General features: G+C 56.8%; 13 protein-coding genes. 12 read left to right on the top strand and 1 reads right to left on the bottom strand.

The annotated features are described in order from the left end of the window. Positions 1-315: 315 nt before the first annotated feature. The 11 genes from nnr to SB13_RS03485 all read left to right on the top strand — a co-directional run bounded on the left by nnr (position 316) and on the right by SB13_RS03485 (position 12,680). A complete protein-coding gene (gene nnr, locus SB13_RS03435; protein WP_036151410.1) occupies positions 316-1,845 on the top strand; it encodes a bifunctional ADP-dependent NAD(P)H-hydrate dehydratase/NAD(P)H-hydrate epimerase in 1,530 nt (509 codons plus the stop codon). After that, the gene (gene tsaE / locus SB13_RS03440; RefSeq protein WP_026739001.1) at positions 1,842-2,312 is read left to right on the top strand and encodes a tRNA (adenosine(37)-N6)-threonylcarbamoyltransferase complex ATPase subunit type 1 TsaE; all 471 of its coding nucleotides are present in this window, start codon (positions 1,842-1,844) and stop codon (positions 2,310-2,312) included. The genes nnr and tsaE overlap by 4 nt, the downstream gene beginning before the upstream one ends. 5 nt (positions 2,313-2,317) lie before the next feature. Next, positions 2,318-4,015, top strand: coding sequence for an N-acetylmuramoyl-L-alanine amidase AmiB (gene amiB, locus SB13_RS03445; RefSeq protein WP_026739002.1), 1,698 nt, complete (start codon positions 2,318-2,320; stop codon positions 4,013-4,015). Between the two features lie 31 nt (positions 4,016-4,046). Then, positions 4,047-5,939 carry a DNA mismatch repair endonuclease MutL gene (mutL, locus tag SB13_RS03450; protein WP_026739003.1) on the top strand — a complete coding sequence of 631 codons (1,893 nt, stop codon included), beginning with the start codon at positions 4,047-4,049 and terminating at the stop codon, positions 5,937-5,939. After that, positions 5,932-6,873: a tRNA (adenosine(37)-N6)-dimethylallyltransferase MiaA gene (gene miaA / locus SB13_RS03455; RefSeq protein WP_026739004.1), complete on the top strand. Its 942-nt coding sequence runs from the start codon at positions 5,932-5,934 to the stop codon at positions 6,871-6,873. Before mutL ends, miaA begins: the two co-directional genes overlap by 8 nt. A gap of 110 nt (positions 6,874-6,983) precedes the next feature. Then, positions 6,984-7,283 (top strand): RNA chaperone Hfq, encoded by a 300-nt coding sequence (gene hfq / locus SB13_RS03460; RefSeq protein ID WP_026739005.1) that lies wholly within the window; start codon positions 6,984-6,986, stop codon positions 7,281-7,283. 89 nt (positions 7,284-7,372) lie between these two features. After that, positions 7,373-8,659 carry a ribosome rescue GTPase HflX gene (gene hflX, locus SB13_RS03465; RefSeq protein ID WP_026739006.1) on the top strand — a complete coding sequence of 429 codons (1,287 nt, stop codon included), beginning with the start codon at positions 7,373-7,375 and terminating at the stop codon, positions 8,657-8,659. Between the two features lie 62 nt (positions 8,660-8,721). Next, complete coding sequence (hflK, locus tag SB13_RS03470; protein WP_026739007.1) at positions 8,722-9,969, top strand: FtsH protease activity modulator HflK; 1,248 nt, start codon at positions 8,722-8,724, stop codon at positions 9,967-9,969. Between the two features lie 3 nt (positions 9,970-9,972). Further along, positions 9,973-10,968: a protease modulator HflC gene (gene hflC, locus SB13_RS03475; RefSeq protein ID WP_026739008.1), complete on the top strand. Its 996-nt coding sequence runs from the start codon at positions 9,973-9,975 to the stop codon at positions 10,966-10,968. Positions 10,969-11,080: 112 nt separating this feature from the next. Then, the gene (locus tag SB13_RS03480) at positions 11,081-11,281 is read left to right on the top strand and encodes a DUF2065 domain-containing protein (RefSeq protein WP_026739009.1); all 201 of its coding nucleotides are present in this window, start codon (positions 11,081-11,083) and stop codon (positions 11,279-11,281) included. 100 nt (positions 11,282-11,381) lie between these two features. Continuing rightward, positions 11,382-12,680, top strand: coding sequence for an adenylosuccinate synthase (locus tag SB13_RS03485; RefSeq protein ID WP_026739010.1), 1,299 nt, complete (start codon positions 11,382-11,384; stop codon positions 12,678-12,680). A gap of 122 nt (positions 12,681-12,802) precedes the next feature. Here the strand turns inward: SB13_RS03485 and mpl are convergent, their stop codons facing one another. After that, entirely contained in the window at positions 12,803-14,176 is a 1,374-nt protein-coding gene (gene mpl, locus SB13_RS03490) for a UDP-N-acetylmuramate:L-alanyl-gamma-D-glutamyl-meso-diaminopimelate ligase (RefSeq protein ID WP_026739011.1), read from the bottom strand. 167 nt (positions 14,177-14,343) lie between these two features. Between mpl and fbp the strand changes: the two genes are divergently transcribed. After that, positions 14,344-15,348: a class 1 fructose-bisphosphatase gene (fbp, locus tag SB13_RS03495; protein ID WP_026739012.1), complete on the top strand. Its 1,005-nt coding sequence runs from the start codon at positions 14,344-14,346 to the stop codon at positions 15,346-15,348. Positions 15,349-15,452 lie beyond the last annotated feature (104 nt).

Below are 15,452 nucleotides of genomic sequence, written 5' to 3' on the forward strand. Positions count from 1 at the left end.
TACGCTTGATTGGCAAAGAGTTTTTAAATTTATCCACAGGCAAGACCGACGTAAAAAAGGCGCATTTTTGTCCACATCGTAAACCGCACCTGATTGACCCTTCACTGAGCCTTTCTATCGCTAATCTGACCCTGTCATTCGCCAACGACGTGTGGCGGAGTAAACTGATAGCTGTTTCCGCTGCTTTTTCGGAAAAATGAGGCATTTTCGGTCAGCTTGGCGACTCCGGGGTGAAGACGGATTGCCAAGGGGCCGCGTTATCGCGTCCATATCCGGTGTCGGCGGCGCATCTGCAGAAATGAGAGGGAGCATGCCATGATCGATTGCAGCATCAATTCTGTGTCCGGAGCATTACCTGATAGGGTCTTTCGAGCCGACTGGCTACGGCGAGAGGAGGCAGGGGCGGCACAATCGGCAGGCGTGTCGCTCTACGAGCTTATGCAAAGAGCGGGCTCTGCCGCATTTGGACTGGCGCGTTTGCACTATCCTTCAGCCCGGCACTGGCTGATTTTGGCAGGACACGGCAATAACGGCGGAGATGGTTATGTGGTGGCAACGCTGGCGAAAGTCGCGGGCCTGCGCGTTTCAGTGATGGTCTGCCCGGGGGAGCGTCCGTTGCCGTCCGAAGCCGAACAGGCCAGAGCGCAATGGATCGCTGATGGCGGTACCGAACTGACGCCGGAGGCTGCCTGGCCCGATGATATCGACCTGATTATCGACGGTCTGCTGGGCACAGGTCTTGCCGCCGCACCCCGGGCTCCCTACGACCGACTGATCGAGGCAGCCAATGCGCATCCTGCACCCACGGTGGCGCTGGATATTCCCTCTGGATTGAATGCCGAAACGGGTCATGCCGCGGGCGCGGTGATCGACGCCGCACACACCATCACCTTTATTACTTTGAAGCCCGGCCTGTTGACCGGTCAGGCCCGGGACTTTGTCGGGCGGCTGCACATCGACGATCTGGCGCTGTCGCCGTGGGTAGCGCGTCAGGATGCGCCGATCCAGCGCCTCACGCCGCGTCATCTTTCTCAGTGGTTGAAGCCTCGCCGAGCTGGCGCGCACAAAGGGGATAATGGCCGTCTGTTGATTGTCGGCGGCGACGCGGGCACCGGCGGTGCGATTTTCATGGCGGGTGAATCCGCCCTGCGTACAGGTGCCGGTTTGGTGCGAGTACTTACTCACCGAGAATACCTTGCCGCGCTGCTGGTTTCACGTCCCGAACTGATGGTTCAGGAGCTGAATACGGCGACGTTGCGGCAAGGGCTGGAGNGGGCTGATGTGGTCGTGATCGGCCCCGGTCTGGGTCAGGGAGAATGGGGCAGAAATGCCCTCAGGATCGCAGAAAATTGTAACAAATCCATGTTATGGGATGCGGATGCGCTCAACCTGCTGGCAATCAGCCCGCATAAACGTCAGAATCGCATCCTGACGCCCCATCCCGGCGAGGCGGCACGGCTGCTGAACTGTCGCGTTGCCGACATTGAAAGTGACCGCTTACTTGCAGCGGGAAAGTTGGTGAAACGCTACGGCGGCGNCGTGGTACTCAAAGGTGCGGGAACGGTGATCGCCAATGAACAAGGCGCGCTGGCCATCGCCGACGTCGGCAACCCTGGTATGGCTACGGGTGGGATGGGCGATGTGCTTTCCGGCATTATCGGTGCGCTGGCGGCGCAGAAACTTTCGTTGTACGACGCGGCCAGAGCCGGATGTGTGGTTCATGGCGCCGCCGCCGACTGGCTGGCGAAACAGCGCGGCCCCCGCGGCATGCTGGCGACGGATTTGATGCCCGTACTGGCGCAGTATGTAAATCCTGAGTGGATATCCTTAGAAAAGACAGAATGAAGACATTTTCTCTACCTCTGCCTGACGAAGCGGCAACTATTGCACTCGGTGCGACACTGGCGCAGGCCTGCGACCGCGCCGTCATTATCTATCTGTATGGCGATCTGGGCGCGGGCAAGACCACGCTGAGTCGAGGCTTCCTGCAGGCGCTCGGTCACACAGGCAACGTCAAAAGTCCCACCTATACGCTGGTGGAGCCTTACATGCTGTCGCCGCGTCCGGTTTACCATTTCGATCTGTACCGCCTGGCGGACCCCGAGGAGCTGGAGTTCATGGGCATTCGCGACTATTTGTCCGAAGACGCCATCTGCCTGATTGAATGGCCTCAGCAGGGCGCGGGGATACTGCCTCCTGCCGATCTGGAGCTGCACCTGAGCTATCAGGATGCGGGTCGTCAGGCGGAGATTCAGGTGTTGTCGGACACAGGCGAACATATTGCGGCGCGTTGTATAGGTCAGTCGGAGTAGACGTGATGATCGTGCGGTTGATGAAGGCTTTATTGGGTGTTGTCCTCTTCCTGTCCTGGCCGCTTTGGGCGGCGAATCTCTCAGATATTCAGGTCGACAACGCTTCGGGATTGGCAAAGGTGACCCTGAGTTTCAGCGGGCAACCGATCTACGCATTTTTCCCGCTCAGCAATCCCGATCGGGTCGTGATCGACATCCGGGAGACCGGGGTGATCAAAGGGCTGCCGCTTGCGTTCAGCGGTAGCAACCTGATCGATCGCATTCGGACCAGCGAAGCGAAAGACGCGCAAAGCCTGCGTCTGGTATTTGAACTGACGAAGCCTGCCAAAACGCGCGCGACGACGACAAAGCGCGGCGACAACTATACCGTGGTTTTCACGGTGAGCGCCGAGCAGCCGCAGCGCGTAGCCAACCGGACATCGTCGACGGAAGCCCGCGCGACCGCGAAACCGGTTAAGCCGTCCGAGCCGCCGCAAAGTCCGTTTAACAATAAGCCGACGGTGGTGACCAGCACCGCCTCGACAACACCGTCTCGCGCGTCCGCACGCCGTCCGACGTCTACCGGCGATGAGATCGTAGTGGCGATAGACGCCGGGCACGGCGGCCAGGATCCTGGCGCCATCGGTCCCGGTGGATTGCAGGAAAAGAATGTGACCATCGGCATCGCGCGTAAGCTGCGCGATCTGCTGAATAAGGACCCGGTTTTCAAACCCGTCCTGACGCGTGACGGCGACTACTTCATTTCCGTAATGGGACGTTCCGACGTGGCGCGTAAGCAGGGAGCTAACCTGCTGGTTTCACTTCATGCGGACGCGGCGCCCAACCGCGGCGCAACGGGCGCGTCGGTGTGGGTTCTGTCTAACCGCAGGGCCAACAGCGAAATGGCGAACTGGCTTGAGCAGCACGAGAAGCAGTCTGAGCTGCTGGGGGGCGCGGGCGACCTGCTGGCGAACAACAACGCCGATCCTTACCTGAGTCAGGCGGTGCTGGACCTGCAGTTCGGGCACTCGCAGCGCGTCGGCTATGACGTGGCGGTCAAGGTGCTGCGAGAATTGCAGCGCGTCGGCAGCCTGCATAAAGTCCGCCCCGAACATGCCAGCCTCGGCGTGCTGCGCTCGCCGGATATTCCGTCGTTACTGGTCGAAACCGGGTTTATCTCCAATCCGGGCGAAGAGCGTCTTTTGGGTAGCAGCGACTATCAGGAACGTATCGCAAAAGCGCTTTATCTGGGGCTGCGCGGCTATTTCGAGACGCATCCTTTGCAGAATGCGCCCAAACATGACAAACGGCCTGCCATTTTGCCGGCCTCCAAGCCGGTGGTTTCCAATAGCTCGGCGCCTGCCGGCCCGGCAACACGGCACACCGTGGGAAAAGGCGAAACGCTGTCGGGGATTGCGTCTCGTTACGGCGTGAGCATGTCGACGATACGCGATGCGAATAACCTGAAAAAAGACGTTGTGTGGGTAGGGCAGAGACTGAGAATTCCGGGCGGCTCAGCATCGCAGGTCGCACAGACGCGATCCGCCCCGGCAACCCAGAGAGCCACCACGGCGAAGAAGGTGACGCATAAGGTGGTGCGCGGTGATAGTCTGAGTTCGATTGCAGACCGTTACGATGTCAGTATGAAAGCGCTCCAGCAGGCAAACAAGCTGGCATCGCAGACGGTACAGTTAGGACAGACGCTGGTTATCCCTGCTACCTGAGGCCGACATTGCAGTAAACCAAGGAGATAAGATGCCGATTCTGGTTCTACCCCCCCAACTGGCTAACCAAATCGCCGCTGGCGAGGTAGTGGAACGGCCTGCGTCCGTGGTCAAGGAGCTGGTGGAAAACAGTCTGGATGCCGGAGCGACGCGCATTGATATCGACATCGAACGCGGCGGCAGTCGGCTTATTCGTATTCGTGACAACGGCAGCGGGATCGGCAAGACGGATTTGACGCTGGCGCTGGCGCGTCATGCCACCAGTAAAATCGCGACGCTCGACGATTTGGAAGCCATCATGAGTCTGGGCTTTCGCGGCGAGGCGCTGGCGAGTATCAGTTCTGTTTCCCGCCTGACGCTGACGTCCCGCACCCGCGATCAAAACGAAGCCTGGCAGGCGTATGCCGAAGGACGGGACATGGCGGTCACGGTGAAACCGGCCGCGCATCCGGTCGGCACGACGCTGGAAGTGCTGGACCTGTTCTACAACACGCCCGCGCGTCGCAAATTCCTGCGCACTGAAAAAACCGAATTTATGCACATCGACGAAGTGGTCCGGCGTATCGCGCTGGCTCGCTTCGATGTGGCGTTTAATCTTCACCATAACGGCAAGTTGGTGCGGCAATACCGGGCGGTGACCGATCCAACACAGCATGAGCGGCGTCTGGGCAGCATCTGCGGTACGGCGTTTATTCAGCATGCGTTGGCCGTCTCTTGGGAACATGGCGATTTGAAGATCCGCGGCTGGGTGGCCGACCCAACGGGGGCTCAGCAGTTGCCGGAGTTACAGTATTGCTACGTGAATCAGCGGATGATGCGGGACAGGCTGATTAACCACGCCATCCGCCAGGCCTATCAGGATCAGCTGCGCAGCGATCAGCAGCCCGCGTATGTCCTCTATTTGGACGTTGACCCGCACCATGTGGATGTCAACGTACATCCGGCCAAGCATGAGGTCAGATTCCATCAGGCTCGATTGGTGCACGACTTCATCTACCAGGCGGTGATGACCGTACTCCAGCAGGCGGCTGCGCCCGCGCTGGCGGTGACCCCGCCGGGCGAGACGCCTGCGCCGGTCTGGCAGCAGGAAAACCGCACTGCCGCCGGCGAGAACCACTTTGCACGGCCTGCGCAAACCGAGCCTCCGGCACGCATCCCGACTTCCGGCGGCAAAGCACAGGAGCGCCCGCCCGCCTCGTATCCTCACGGAGCGGGGTATCAGCGCAAACAGGGCGAGCTGTATCAAAAACTGCTACAGCCTGCCTCCGAGCGGTCGATACCTTCAGGCGGCGAGTCGCCGGCCCCCGTAGCGTCTTCCAGCGCCAGCATCGCGCGGACCGCTCAGGGCGAAGTTCCACTGGCCAGTCGGTCAGAGGGATTAGGCCGTGTGTTGACCGTCTATCCGCCCTGCTATGCGCTGGTGGAATATCAGCAGGGATTGGCCCTGTTGTCTCTGCCGGTTGCCGAGCGGTATGTCCGTCAGGCGCAGATGACGCCCGGCGAGGAGGGATTACGGCCGCAGCCGTTGCTGATCCCCCAGCGTCTAACGCTGGGAAGTAAAGAGCGCGCGGCGGTGACGGAGAGTCAAAAACGGCTCGCCCATTTTGGTATTGATATCGTGGTTGAGCAGCAGCGCGCCACGCTGCGCGCGGTACCTTTACCATTAAGACAACAAAATTTACAAAACTTGATCTCTGACCTGTTAGGCTATCTCGCTGATTGCCCTCAGTCAGATTCTGATGAGGTAGCGGCGTGGATAGCGCGGCGGTTGTACAGCGAGCATGAGAGCTGGACTCAGGCTCAAGCGGTACAACTGTTAGCGGATATTGAACGTCTCTGTCCTGAGCGGGTCAAAGTTCCGCCATCAGAGTTTCTTTATGTGATGGATATTGAGTCCGCCATCAAGGCTTTAAAGCATGACTGAACGTGAAACAACGCAGTACCCGCCGGCCATTTTCATTATGGGACCGACGGCTTCCGGAAAGACGGCGTTAGCCATGGCGTTACGGCAATCCCTCCCGGTTGAGCTGATCAGCGTGGATTCCGCGTTGATCTACCGGGGCATGGATGTCGGCACCGCCAAGCCTACCGCCGAAGAATTGTCGCAAGCGCCGCACAGATTGATCGATATCCTCGATCCGGCTGACGCTTATTCGGCTGCCGATTTTCGCCGAGATGCGCTGAAGGAAATGGCGGAGATCACCGCCGCTGGTCGAATCCCCTTGCTGGTGGGGGGGACGATGTTGTACTTCAAGGCGCTGCTCGAAGGGCTTTCACCCTTGCCGCCAGCGGACCCGGAAGTGCGACGGGAAATAGAGGCGCGGGCGCAGCGAGAAGGCTGGGAAGCGTTGCATAATGAGCTGCGAGAGATAGATCCCATTGCTGCCACTCGGATTCATCCAAATGATCCGCAGAGACTGTCGCGGGCACTGGAAGTTTTTTCCGTTTCAGGTAACACTTTAACCGAACTGACAAAAACATCGGGTGAAGCGCTGCCTTACCGGGTGCACCAGTTCGCCATCGCTCCCGCGTCGCGCGAATTATTGCACGAGCGTATTGCACTACGGTTTCAACAGATGTTGCAGGCAGGTTTTGAGTCGGAAGCACGCGCGCTGTTCGCTCGTGCCGATCTGCATCCGGGTTTGCCTTCCATCCGCTGCGTCGGTTACCGCCAAATGTGGTCCTACTTGTCCGGTGAAATAGATTACGACGAGATGGTTTATCGTGGGATCTGCGCTACCCGACAGTTGGCCAAACGGCAAATAACCTGGTTACGCGGGTGGGACAATGTGTGCTGGCTTGATAGCGATGAGCCGCAGGATGCGTTGGGTAAGGTCATGCAGGTTGTTAGTGCATAGGTTGGACGATTGTGTACAATTGGCTGATTCTCGGCACAAATTTTTATACCGCTATTTTAGAGCCACAGGGTTCTTTGTTACAAACAACAAGCAAATAAGGAAAATATAGAATGGCTAAGGGGCAATCTTTGCAAGATCCGTTCTTGAATGCTTTGCGTCGTGAACGTGTTCCAGTTTCTATTTATCTGGTAAATGGTATCAAGTTGCAGGGCCAGATTGAGTCTTTTGATCAGTTTGTGATTTTGCTGAAAAACACGGTTAGCCAGATGGTGTACAAGCACGCGATCTCCACGGTGGTTCCGTCTCGTCCGGTGTCTCATCACAGTAATAATCCTGGCGCGAATAACTATCATGGTAATAACACGACTAATCAGCAGTCGCAGCCTCAGGAAAGCGATGACGCTGAATAAGGGCTATTACCGATTTACCTCAGCGGGGAAAGGACATAATGTCGTTTCCCCGTTTGTGGCTGCATTTGTTTGTTTGAGAGGTTGTTCGGTTGTTTGACCGTTATGAAGCCGGTGAACGGGCCATACTAGTTCATATTCACTTTTCCCAAGAGAAAGATACTGAAGATCTGCTGGAGTTCGAATCTCTGGTGTCTTCTGCCGGAATCGAATCGCTACAGGTGATCACCGGCAGTCGCAAAGCGCCTCATCCCAAGTATTTTGTCGGCGAGGGTAAAGCAGAAGAGATCGCCAAGGCGGTTAAAGAAACCGACGCTTTCGTCGTGCTGTTCAATCACGCTTTATCACCCGCACAGGAGCGTAATCTCGAGCGCCTGTGCGAATGCCGGGTCATTGACCGGACCGGATTGATTCTTGATATTTTCGCCCAGCGCGCCCGCACCCATGAAGGGAAACTGCAGGTTGAGCTGGCGCAGTTGCGCCATCTGGCCACGCGTCTGGTGCGCGGCTGGACTCACCTCGAACGCCAAAAGGGCGGGATAGGTTTGCGAGGCCCCGGTGAAACTCAGCTTGAAACCGACCGTCGTCTGCTGCGTAACCGCATTAGTCTGATTTTGTCGCGCCTTGTCCGCGTTGAGAAACAGCGTGAACAGGGAAGACGCGCACGTACCCGCGCGGATGTGCCTACGGTGTCGCTGGTGGGGTACACCAACGCCGGTAAATCCACGTTGTTTAATCAGATGACGGCGGCGGACGTGTATGCTGCCGATCAGCTGTTCGCCACGCTGGATCCCACGCTTCGTCGGATCGATGTGCCTGACGTCGGTGATACCGTGCTGGCGGATACCGTCGGCTTTATTCGCGAGTTGCCTCACGATCTGGTCGCGGCATTTAAAGCCACGCTGCAGGAAACCCGTCAGGCATCGCTGTTGCTTCATATCGTTGATGCGGCCGATCCCCGCATGGACGAAAATATTGATGCGGTTAACGAGGTGCTGACGGAAATCGAAGCCGATGAAATCCCGACGCTGCTCGTCATGAATAAAATTGATGCGCTGGACAATTTCGCTCCGCGCATCGATCGCAATGCAGAGCATCAACCGGTCAGAGTCTGGCTGTCGGCGCAAACCGGCGAAGGAATACCTCTGCTGTTCCAGGCATTGACCGAACGGTTGTCTGGGGAGATCGCACAGTACTCCCTGCAGTTGCCTCCGCAGGAGGGGCGTCTGCGCAGCCGCTTTTACCAGCTTCAGGCAATAGAAAAAGAATGGATAGAAGAAGACGGCAGCGTGGGTCTGGTAATCAGAATGCCTATCGTCGACTGGCGTCGTCTCTGTAAGCAGGAGCAGCAATTAGAAGATTATATTGTTGAAGTATAGTCTGATGAACTCTGGGACATTTGACCCCGAAGAACACCTATCATAATGAATGGAGCTAAAACATGGCGTGGAATCAGCCCGGTAATAACGGACAGGACCGCGACCCGTGGGGGAGCAGCAATAAAAATAGCGGCAACTCTGGCGGAAATAACAAAGGTGGCCGAGATCAGGGACCACCGGATCTTGACGACATCTTCCGCAAACTGAGCAAAAAACTCGGTGAGCTGGGCGGTGGAAAAAACTCAGGCTCCGGCGGCAGCGGTTTCGGCTCCGGCGGACGTATCTTGGGCGTGGTGGTCGCCATCGCCGTGGTTATCTGGGCGGCGAGCGGTTTTTATACCATCAAAGAAGCTGAGCGCGGCGTTGTCACCCGTTTCGGCAAATTCAGCCATCTGGTCAGCCCTGGCCTGAACTGGAAACCCACGTTTATTGATGACGTACGAGCGGTCAACGTCGAATCTGTTCGCGAACTGGCGACGTCCGGCGTGATGCTGACGTCGGACGAGAACGTGATCCGCGTTGAAATGAACGTTCAGTACCGCGTCACACAGCCGGAGCAGTACCTGTTCAGCGTAACCAACGCAGACGATAGTCTGCGTCAGGCGACCGACAGCGCGCTGCGCGGCGTGATCGGCAAATACACGATGGACAAGATTCTGACCGAAGGCCGTACCATCGTGCGTACCGACACCCAACGCGTTCTTGAAGAAACCGTTCGTCCCTACAACATGGGAATCACGCTGCTGGACGTCAACTTCCAGGCAGCTCGTCCGCCGGAAGAAGTGAAAGCCGCATTCGACGATGCGATTGCCGCGCGTGAGAACGAACAGCAGTACATCCGTGAAGCGGAAGCCTACGCCAATGAAGTTCAGCCGCGTGCGAACGGTCAGGCTCAGCGTATTCTGGAAGAGGCTCGCGCCTACAAGACGCGTACCGTTCTGGAAGCGCAAGGTGAAGTGGCTCGTTTTGCTCGCGTGTTGCCGGAATACAAGGCCGCGCCGGAGATCACTCGTGAACGTCTTTACATCGAAACCATGGAACGCGTGTTGAGCAGCACCCGCAAGGTGTTGGTGAACGACAAAGGCGGCAACCTGATGGTGCTGCCGTTGGAACAGATGCTGCGTGGTCAGAACAACACGGGCGGCAATCAGACCAATACGGTCGCGCCGCTGCGTAATCCATCGACCTCGTCTAACAACGGCGCGAGCAACAGCTACAATTCTTCGCGCAGCAGCATCAACGGCAACATCATGGATCAGCGCCGGGCCAACGCCCAGCGGGATGAGATCACTCGAGTAGGGAGAGAATAATCAATGCGTAAGTCAGTACTATTTATTCTGATCCTGGTACTTCTGGTGATCTACGCTTCACTGTTTGTCGTACAGGAAGGGCAGCGCGGGATCGTCATGCGCTTCGGCAAAGTCCTGCGCGACGATGAGAACAAGCCGCTCATTTATGAGCCGGGTCTGCACGTCAAGATCCCGGTCCTTGAATCTGTGAAGACGCTGGATGCCCGTATTCAGACCATGGAAAACCAGGCCGATCGCTTTATCACCAAAGAGCAGAAAGACCTGATTGTCGACTCTTACATCAAATGGCGTATCAGCGATTTCAGCCGTTACTATCTGGCAACCGGCGGTGGCGACATCTCCCAGGCCGAGGTGCTGCTGAAACGCAAATTCAACGACCGTCTGCGTTCCGAAATCGGACGTCAGGATGTGAAAGGCATCGTGACGGACTCTCGTGGTCAACTGATGATGGACGTTCGTGACGCGTTGAATACCGGCACCGGCGAGACCACTGAAGCCGATAACGCCATCGCCTCCGCCGCCGCGCGCGTAGAGCAGGAAACCAGCGGCGAGTTGCCGCATGTGAATCCGAACAGCATGGCCGCGTTGGGGATCCAGGTGATCGACGTGCGTATCAAACAGATCAACCTGCCGACGGAAGTGTCGGATGCGATCTACCAACGTATGCGCGCTGAACGTGAAGCCGTTGCTCGTCGTCATCGTTCACAAGGTCAGGAACAGGCTGAGAAGCTGAAAGCCACTGCGGATTATGAAGTGACGCGTACACTGGCGGAAGCTGAGCGCGAAGGCCGTATGACGCGCGGTGAAGGCGATGCCGAGTCTGCGAAGCTGTTTGCCAACGCGTTCAGTCAGGACCCGGATTTCTATGCTTTTATCCGTAGCCTGCGCGCGTATGAAAATAGCTTCAGCAGCGGTAATCAGGACGTTCTGGTGTTAAGCCCGGACAGCGACTTCTTCCGTTACATGAAGTCACCTGAGAAGACGGTACCGGCACGCTAATTTTCGTTACGCTGGTTAGCTAATACGCAGCCCGCGTTGTGTGTTGTCTGTGGTAGGTTTCCTGCCGCACGGTCAACGCCCGACGCGGGCTTTTTTATGTCTGGAGTTCTTTATGAGTGTATCTGTCTGGCTGGCCTTGGGGTTGGTGCTGATTTTTGAAGGGTTGGGGCCGCTTCTGTTTCCCCGTATTTGGCGACGAATGATCCTCGGTATCGCACAATTGCCGGATGCGGTTTTGCGCCGCTTTGGGGGCGGAATAGTGGTCGCAGGTCTTGTGATCTACTACATGTTGCGTAGCCGCATGGAAGGCTAAAATTGACGACAGATTTCTGCGCAAACGTGTGCTAAAAAGTACTGAAAGCATACAAATGAGATGTTAGAATCCTTTTTTAAGCAACACTGGTGATTGTGAGATGGGTAAGAACGTTGTCGTACTGGGCACCCAATGGGGTGACGAAGGTAAAGGCAAGGTCGTCGACCTGCTGACTGAACGCGCTAAATATGTGGTGCGCTATCAAGGTGGTCACAATGCTGGCCATACTCTGGTTATTAACGGTGAAAAAACCGTCCTCCATTTGATTCCTTCAGGCATTCTCCGCGAAAACGTGGTTAGCATCATCGGTAACGGTGTGGTGCTGGCGCCTGATGCATTCATGAAAGAAATGACGGAACTTGAAGCGCGCGGCGTGCCAGTACGCGAGCGTTTGCTGCTGTCCGAAGCCTGCCCGTTAATTCTGCCGTATCACGTTGCTCTGGATAACGCTCGCGAGAAAGCGCGCGGCGCCAAAGCCATCGGTACGACCGGTCGCGGCATCGGTCCTGCCTACGAAGATAAAGTGGCCCGTCGCGGCCTGCGCGTAGGCGACCTGTTTGATAAAGAAAGCTTCGCCGTCAAACTGAAAGAAATCATCGACTATCACAACTTCCAGCTGGTGCATTACTACAAAGTCGAACCTGTCGACTATCAGAAGACGTTGGACGACGTGCTGGCGATGGCCGATATCCTGACCTCTCTGGTTGTGGATGTTTCCGATCTGCTGGACAAAGCCCGCCGACGTGGCGATTTGGTGATGTTTGAAGGGGCGCAGGGGACTCTGCTGGATATCGACCACGGCACCTACCCATATGTTACCTCTTCCAATACCACCGCAGGTGGCGTGGCGACCGGCTCAGGCCTGGGTCCGCGCTACGTTGACTACGTCCTCGGCATCGTCAAGGCATACTCCACCCGCGTAGGCGCTGGTCCGTTCCCGACCGAGCTGTTTGACGACGTGGGTGACTTCTTGTGTGAGAAAGGCAACGAGTTCGGTGCGACCACCGGTCGTCGCCGTCGCACAGGTTGGCTGGATGCGGTCGCCGTGCGTCGCGCGGTACAGATCAACTCCCTCTCCGGTTTCTGCATGACCAAGCTGGACGTGCTGGATGGTCTGAAAGAAGTGAAGATCTGCGTAGGCTACCGCCTGCCGGATGGTCGTGAAGTTGACGTCACGCCGCTGGCGGCCGAAGACTGGGATGGCATCGAGCCGATTTACGAATCGCTGCCGGGCTGGTCCGAGTCTACCTTCGGCGTGAAAGACCGCGCGGGCCTGCCTAAGGCGGCGCTGGACTATATCAAACGTGTAGAAGAAGTGACCGGCGTGCCGGTGGACATCATCTCCACGGGGCCGGATCGCGAAGAGACCATCGTGTTGCGCGACCCGTTCGACGCCTGATGTAACCGGGTGTTCAGAACGACGAAAGGACGGGATATTCCCGTCCTTTTTCTTTTGTGCCGACCGGCAGATAATGCGTTGGAAGAGAAAGGGGGGAGTGTCCCCCCTCAGCGGTCAGACCATCAACTCTTTGCCTGTTCCTGTTTCTGGAACGTTTCCAGCAGTTTTTCATGAATATTGCCGAAGCCGCCGTTGCTCATGACCAAAACATGGTCACCGGGCTGTGCGGTTTTGGCGACCATATCCACTAGCGTATCGATATCCGCACTCCAGTGTGTGGGCTGCACGCAAGCTTCCGCCACTTCTGCGACCTGCCAGGAGATATGCTGCGGCTGGAACAGGAAGACTTCATCCGCGCGACCCAGCGAGGGAGCTAACTCGGTTTTGCAATGCCCCAGCTTCATCGTGTTGGAGCGGGGCTCCAGTACGGCCAAGATCCTCGCCGTGCCGCCGACTTTGCTGCGTAGGGCTGCCAGCGTGGCCAGTATAGCCGTCGGGTGATGCGCGAAATCATCGTAAACGGTAATGCCGTTCGCGGTGCCGCGTTGTTCCAGGCGGCGACGCGCATTGATGAAGTGGCCCAGCGCGCGGCAGGCTTCCGCCGGCGGAACGCCGACATGGCGGGCGGCGGCGATCGCCATCAGGCCATTATGCATGTTGTGTTCGCCAACCAGGCTCCACTCGACTTCACCAACCAATTCATCGTTCAGATAAACCTGAAAAATGCTGGAGTCCGGCACGCTCTTCTTCGCCTTCCAGATACCGTCGTCACCGACCAGTTCCTGTTCGCTCCAGCATCCCATCGCCATGACTTGTTTTAGCGGCTGATCGTTGCAGGGAACAAGGATTCGACCCGTTCCCGGCACCAACCGCACGAGATGGTGGAACTGTTTTTGAATCGCCTTCAGATCGTCGAAGATATCGGCATGATCGAATTCGAGGTTATTCAGAATCAGGGTTCGTGGACAGTAATGAACGAACTTGGAGCGTTTGTCGAAGAAGGCGCAATCATATTCGTCGGCTTCCACGACAAAGAACGGGCTATCGCCCAACCGTGCAGAGACGTCGAAGTTGCCGGGCACGCCGCCAATGACGAAGCCGGGATTGTAGCCGCAGGCTTCCAAGATCCAGGTCACCATCCCGGCGGTCGTGGTTTTGCCGTGGGTTCCCGCGACGGCAATCACCCAGCGCTCGCGCAACACGTAGTCGTGGAGCCATTGCGGCCCGGAGACATAAGGCAGGTTCCGCTCAAGCACGGCTTCGACGCAGGGATTGCCGCGGGACATTGCGTTACCGATGATAACCAGGTCTGGTTGAGGCTCCAGCTGAGAAGGATCGTATCCCTCAATCAGGGTGATCCCCTGTTCTTCCAGTAGTGTACTCATGGGGGGATAGACGTTGGCATCTGAGCCAGTCACCTGATGTCCCAGCGAGCGGGCCAACAGCGCGAGCCCTCCCATGAAGGTGCCGCAGATACCTAATATATGAATGCGCATACGTTTCCCAACTATCTACAAAAGTCTGACTTATTCTAACGCTACGGATAGTTCTCAAGAAATGGATTTGACTATGTGCTCGCTTTCTCTTTGGGCTACACTGCAAACGCAAACGTTGGCGGTACATAATTAGACCGCTTTTCATCTGCTGACTATGGAATAGTGTTATGAAAACGTTAGGCGAATTCATCGTCGAAAAACAGCACGATTTCTCACATGCCACGGGTGAACTCACCGCGTTGCTGTCTGCAATCAAGCTGGGCGCGAAAATCATTCACCGCGACATCAACAAAGCGGGTCTGGTGGATATTTTAGGCACCAGTGGTGTTTCCAATGTGCAGGGCGAAGTACAGATGAAATTAGATCTGTACGCTAATGAAAAGTTGAAGGCGGCGCTCAAAGCGCGTGGTGAAGTCGCCGGTATCGCTTCCGAAGAAGAGGACGAAATCGTCATCTTCGAAGGTGAGCGGTCCGAAAATGCAAAGTATGTCGTGTTGATGGACCCGCTGGACGGCTCCTCCAACATCGATGTAAACGTTTCAGTCGGCACCATTTTTTCTATCTACCGACGTATTACTCCACTGGGCTCTCCGGTGACCGAGGCCGATTTCCTGCAGCCTGGCAGCAAGCAAGTTGCCGCCGGCTACATTGTTTACGGCTCCTCGACCATGCTGGTCTACTCTACCGGTCACGGGGTTCATGCCTTCACCTACGATCCCTCACTGGGCGTTTTTTGCCTGTCGCATGAACGAGTTCGCTTCCCCGAGACGGGAAACACCTACTCCATCAACGAAGGCAACTACATTAAGTTCCCGCAGGGCGTGAAAAAGTACATCAAGTACTGTCAGGAGCAGGATGAGGCCACAATGCGGCCTTATACGTCACGTTATATCGGATCGCTGGTAGCGGATTTTCACCGCAACTTGCTGAAAGGGGGGATTTATCTCTACCCGAGTACGGCCAGTTATCCGCAGGGCAAGCTGCGTCTGCTGTACGAATGCAACCCGATGGCGTTGCTGGCGGAGCAGGCGGGCGGCAAAGCCAGCGACGGACATCGCCGTATTCTGGATATCCAGCCGCAGAAACTGCATGAACGCGCTCCGTTCTTTGTGGGTACTGAGTCGATGGTGAACGACGTCGAGCGTTTCCTGCGCGAATATCCCGACGACTAACGAGAGACGTCTTCAGACAAATGTGGCGCGTTCGAAAGAGCGCGCCACATTTCTTTTATCGCGATGTGCCTCGGTCTGGCGTTATTTCTGCGCCGTCTCAAGCT

Source organism: Lonsdalea quercina subsp. quercina (assembly GCF_000688695.1).
GTDB lineage: Bacteria > Pseudomonadota > Gammaproteobacteria > Enterobacterales > Enterobacteriaceae > Lonsdalea > Lonsdalea quercina_D.

Bases quoted from the DNA above. Each gene is read 5' to 3' on its own strand.
- SB13_RS03485 (WP_026739010.1), top strand. From the start codon at position 11,382: ATGGGTAAGAACGTTGTCGTACTGGGCACCCAATGGGGTGACGAAGGT.
- hflC (WP_026739008.1), top strand. From the start codon at position 9,973: ATGCGTAAGTCAGTACTATTTATTCTGATCCTGGTACTTCTGGTGATC.
- hfq (WP_026739005.1), top strand. From the start codon at position 6,984: ATGGCTAAGGGGCAATCTTTGCAAGATCCGTTCTTGAATGCTTTGCGT.
- SB13_RS03480 (WP_026739009.1), top strand. From the start codon at position 11,081: ATGAGTGTATCTGTCTGGCTGGCCTTGGGGTTGGTGCTGATTTTTGAA.
- amiB (WP_026739002.1), top strand. From the start codon at position 2,318: ATGATCGTGCGGTTGATGAAGGCTTTATTGGGTGTTGTCCTCTTCCTG.
- hflK (WP_026739007.1), top strand. From the start codon at position 8,722: ATGGCGTGGAATCAGCCCGGTAATAACGGACAGGACCGCGACCCGTGG.
- mutL (WP_026739003.1), top strand. From the start codon at position 4,047: ATGCCGATTCTGGTTCTACCCCCCCAACTGGCTAACCAAATCGCCGCT.
- mpl (WP_026739011.1), bottom strand. From the start codon at position 14,176: ATGCGCATTCATATATTAGGTATCTGCGGCACCTTCATGGGAGGGCTC.
- tsaE (WP_026739001.1), top strand. From the start codon at position 1,842: ATGAAGACATTTTCTCTACCTCTGCCTGACGAAGCGGCAACTATTGCA.
- miaA (WP_026739004.1), top strand. From the start codon at position 5,932: ATGACTGAACGTGAAACAACGCAGTACCCGCCGGCCATTTTCATTATG.
- fbp (WP_026739012.1), top strand. From the start codon at position 14,344: ATGAAAACGTTAGGCGAATTCATCGTCGAAAAACAGCACGATTTCTCA.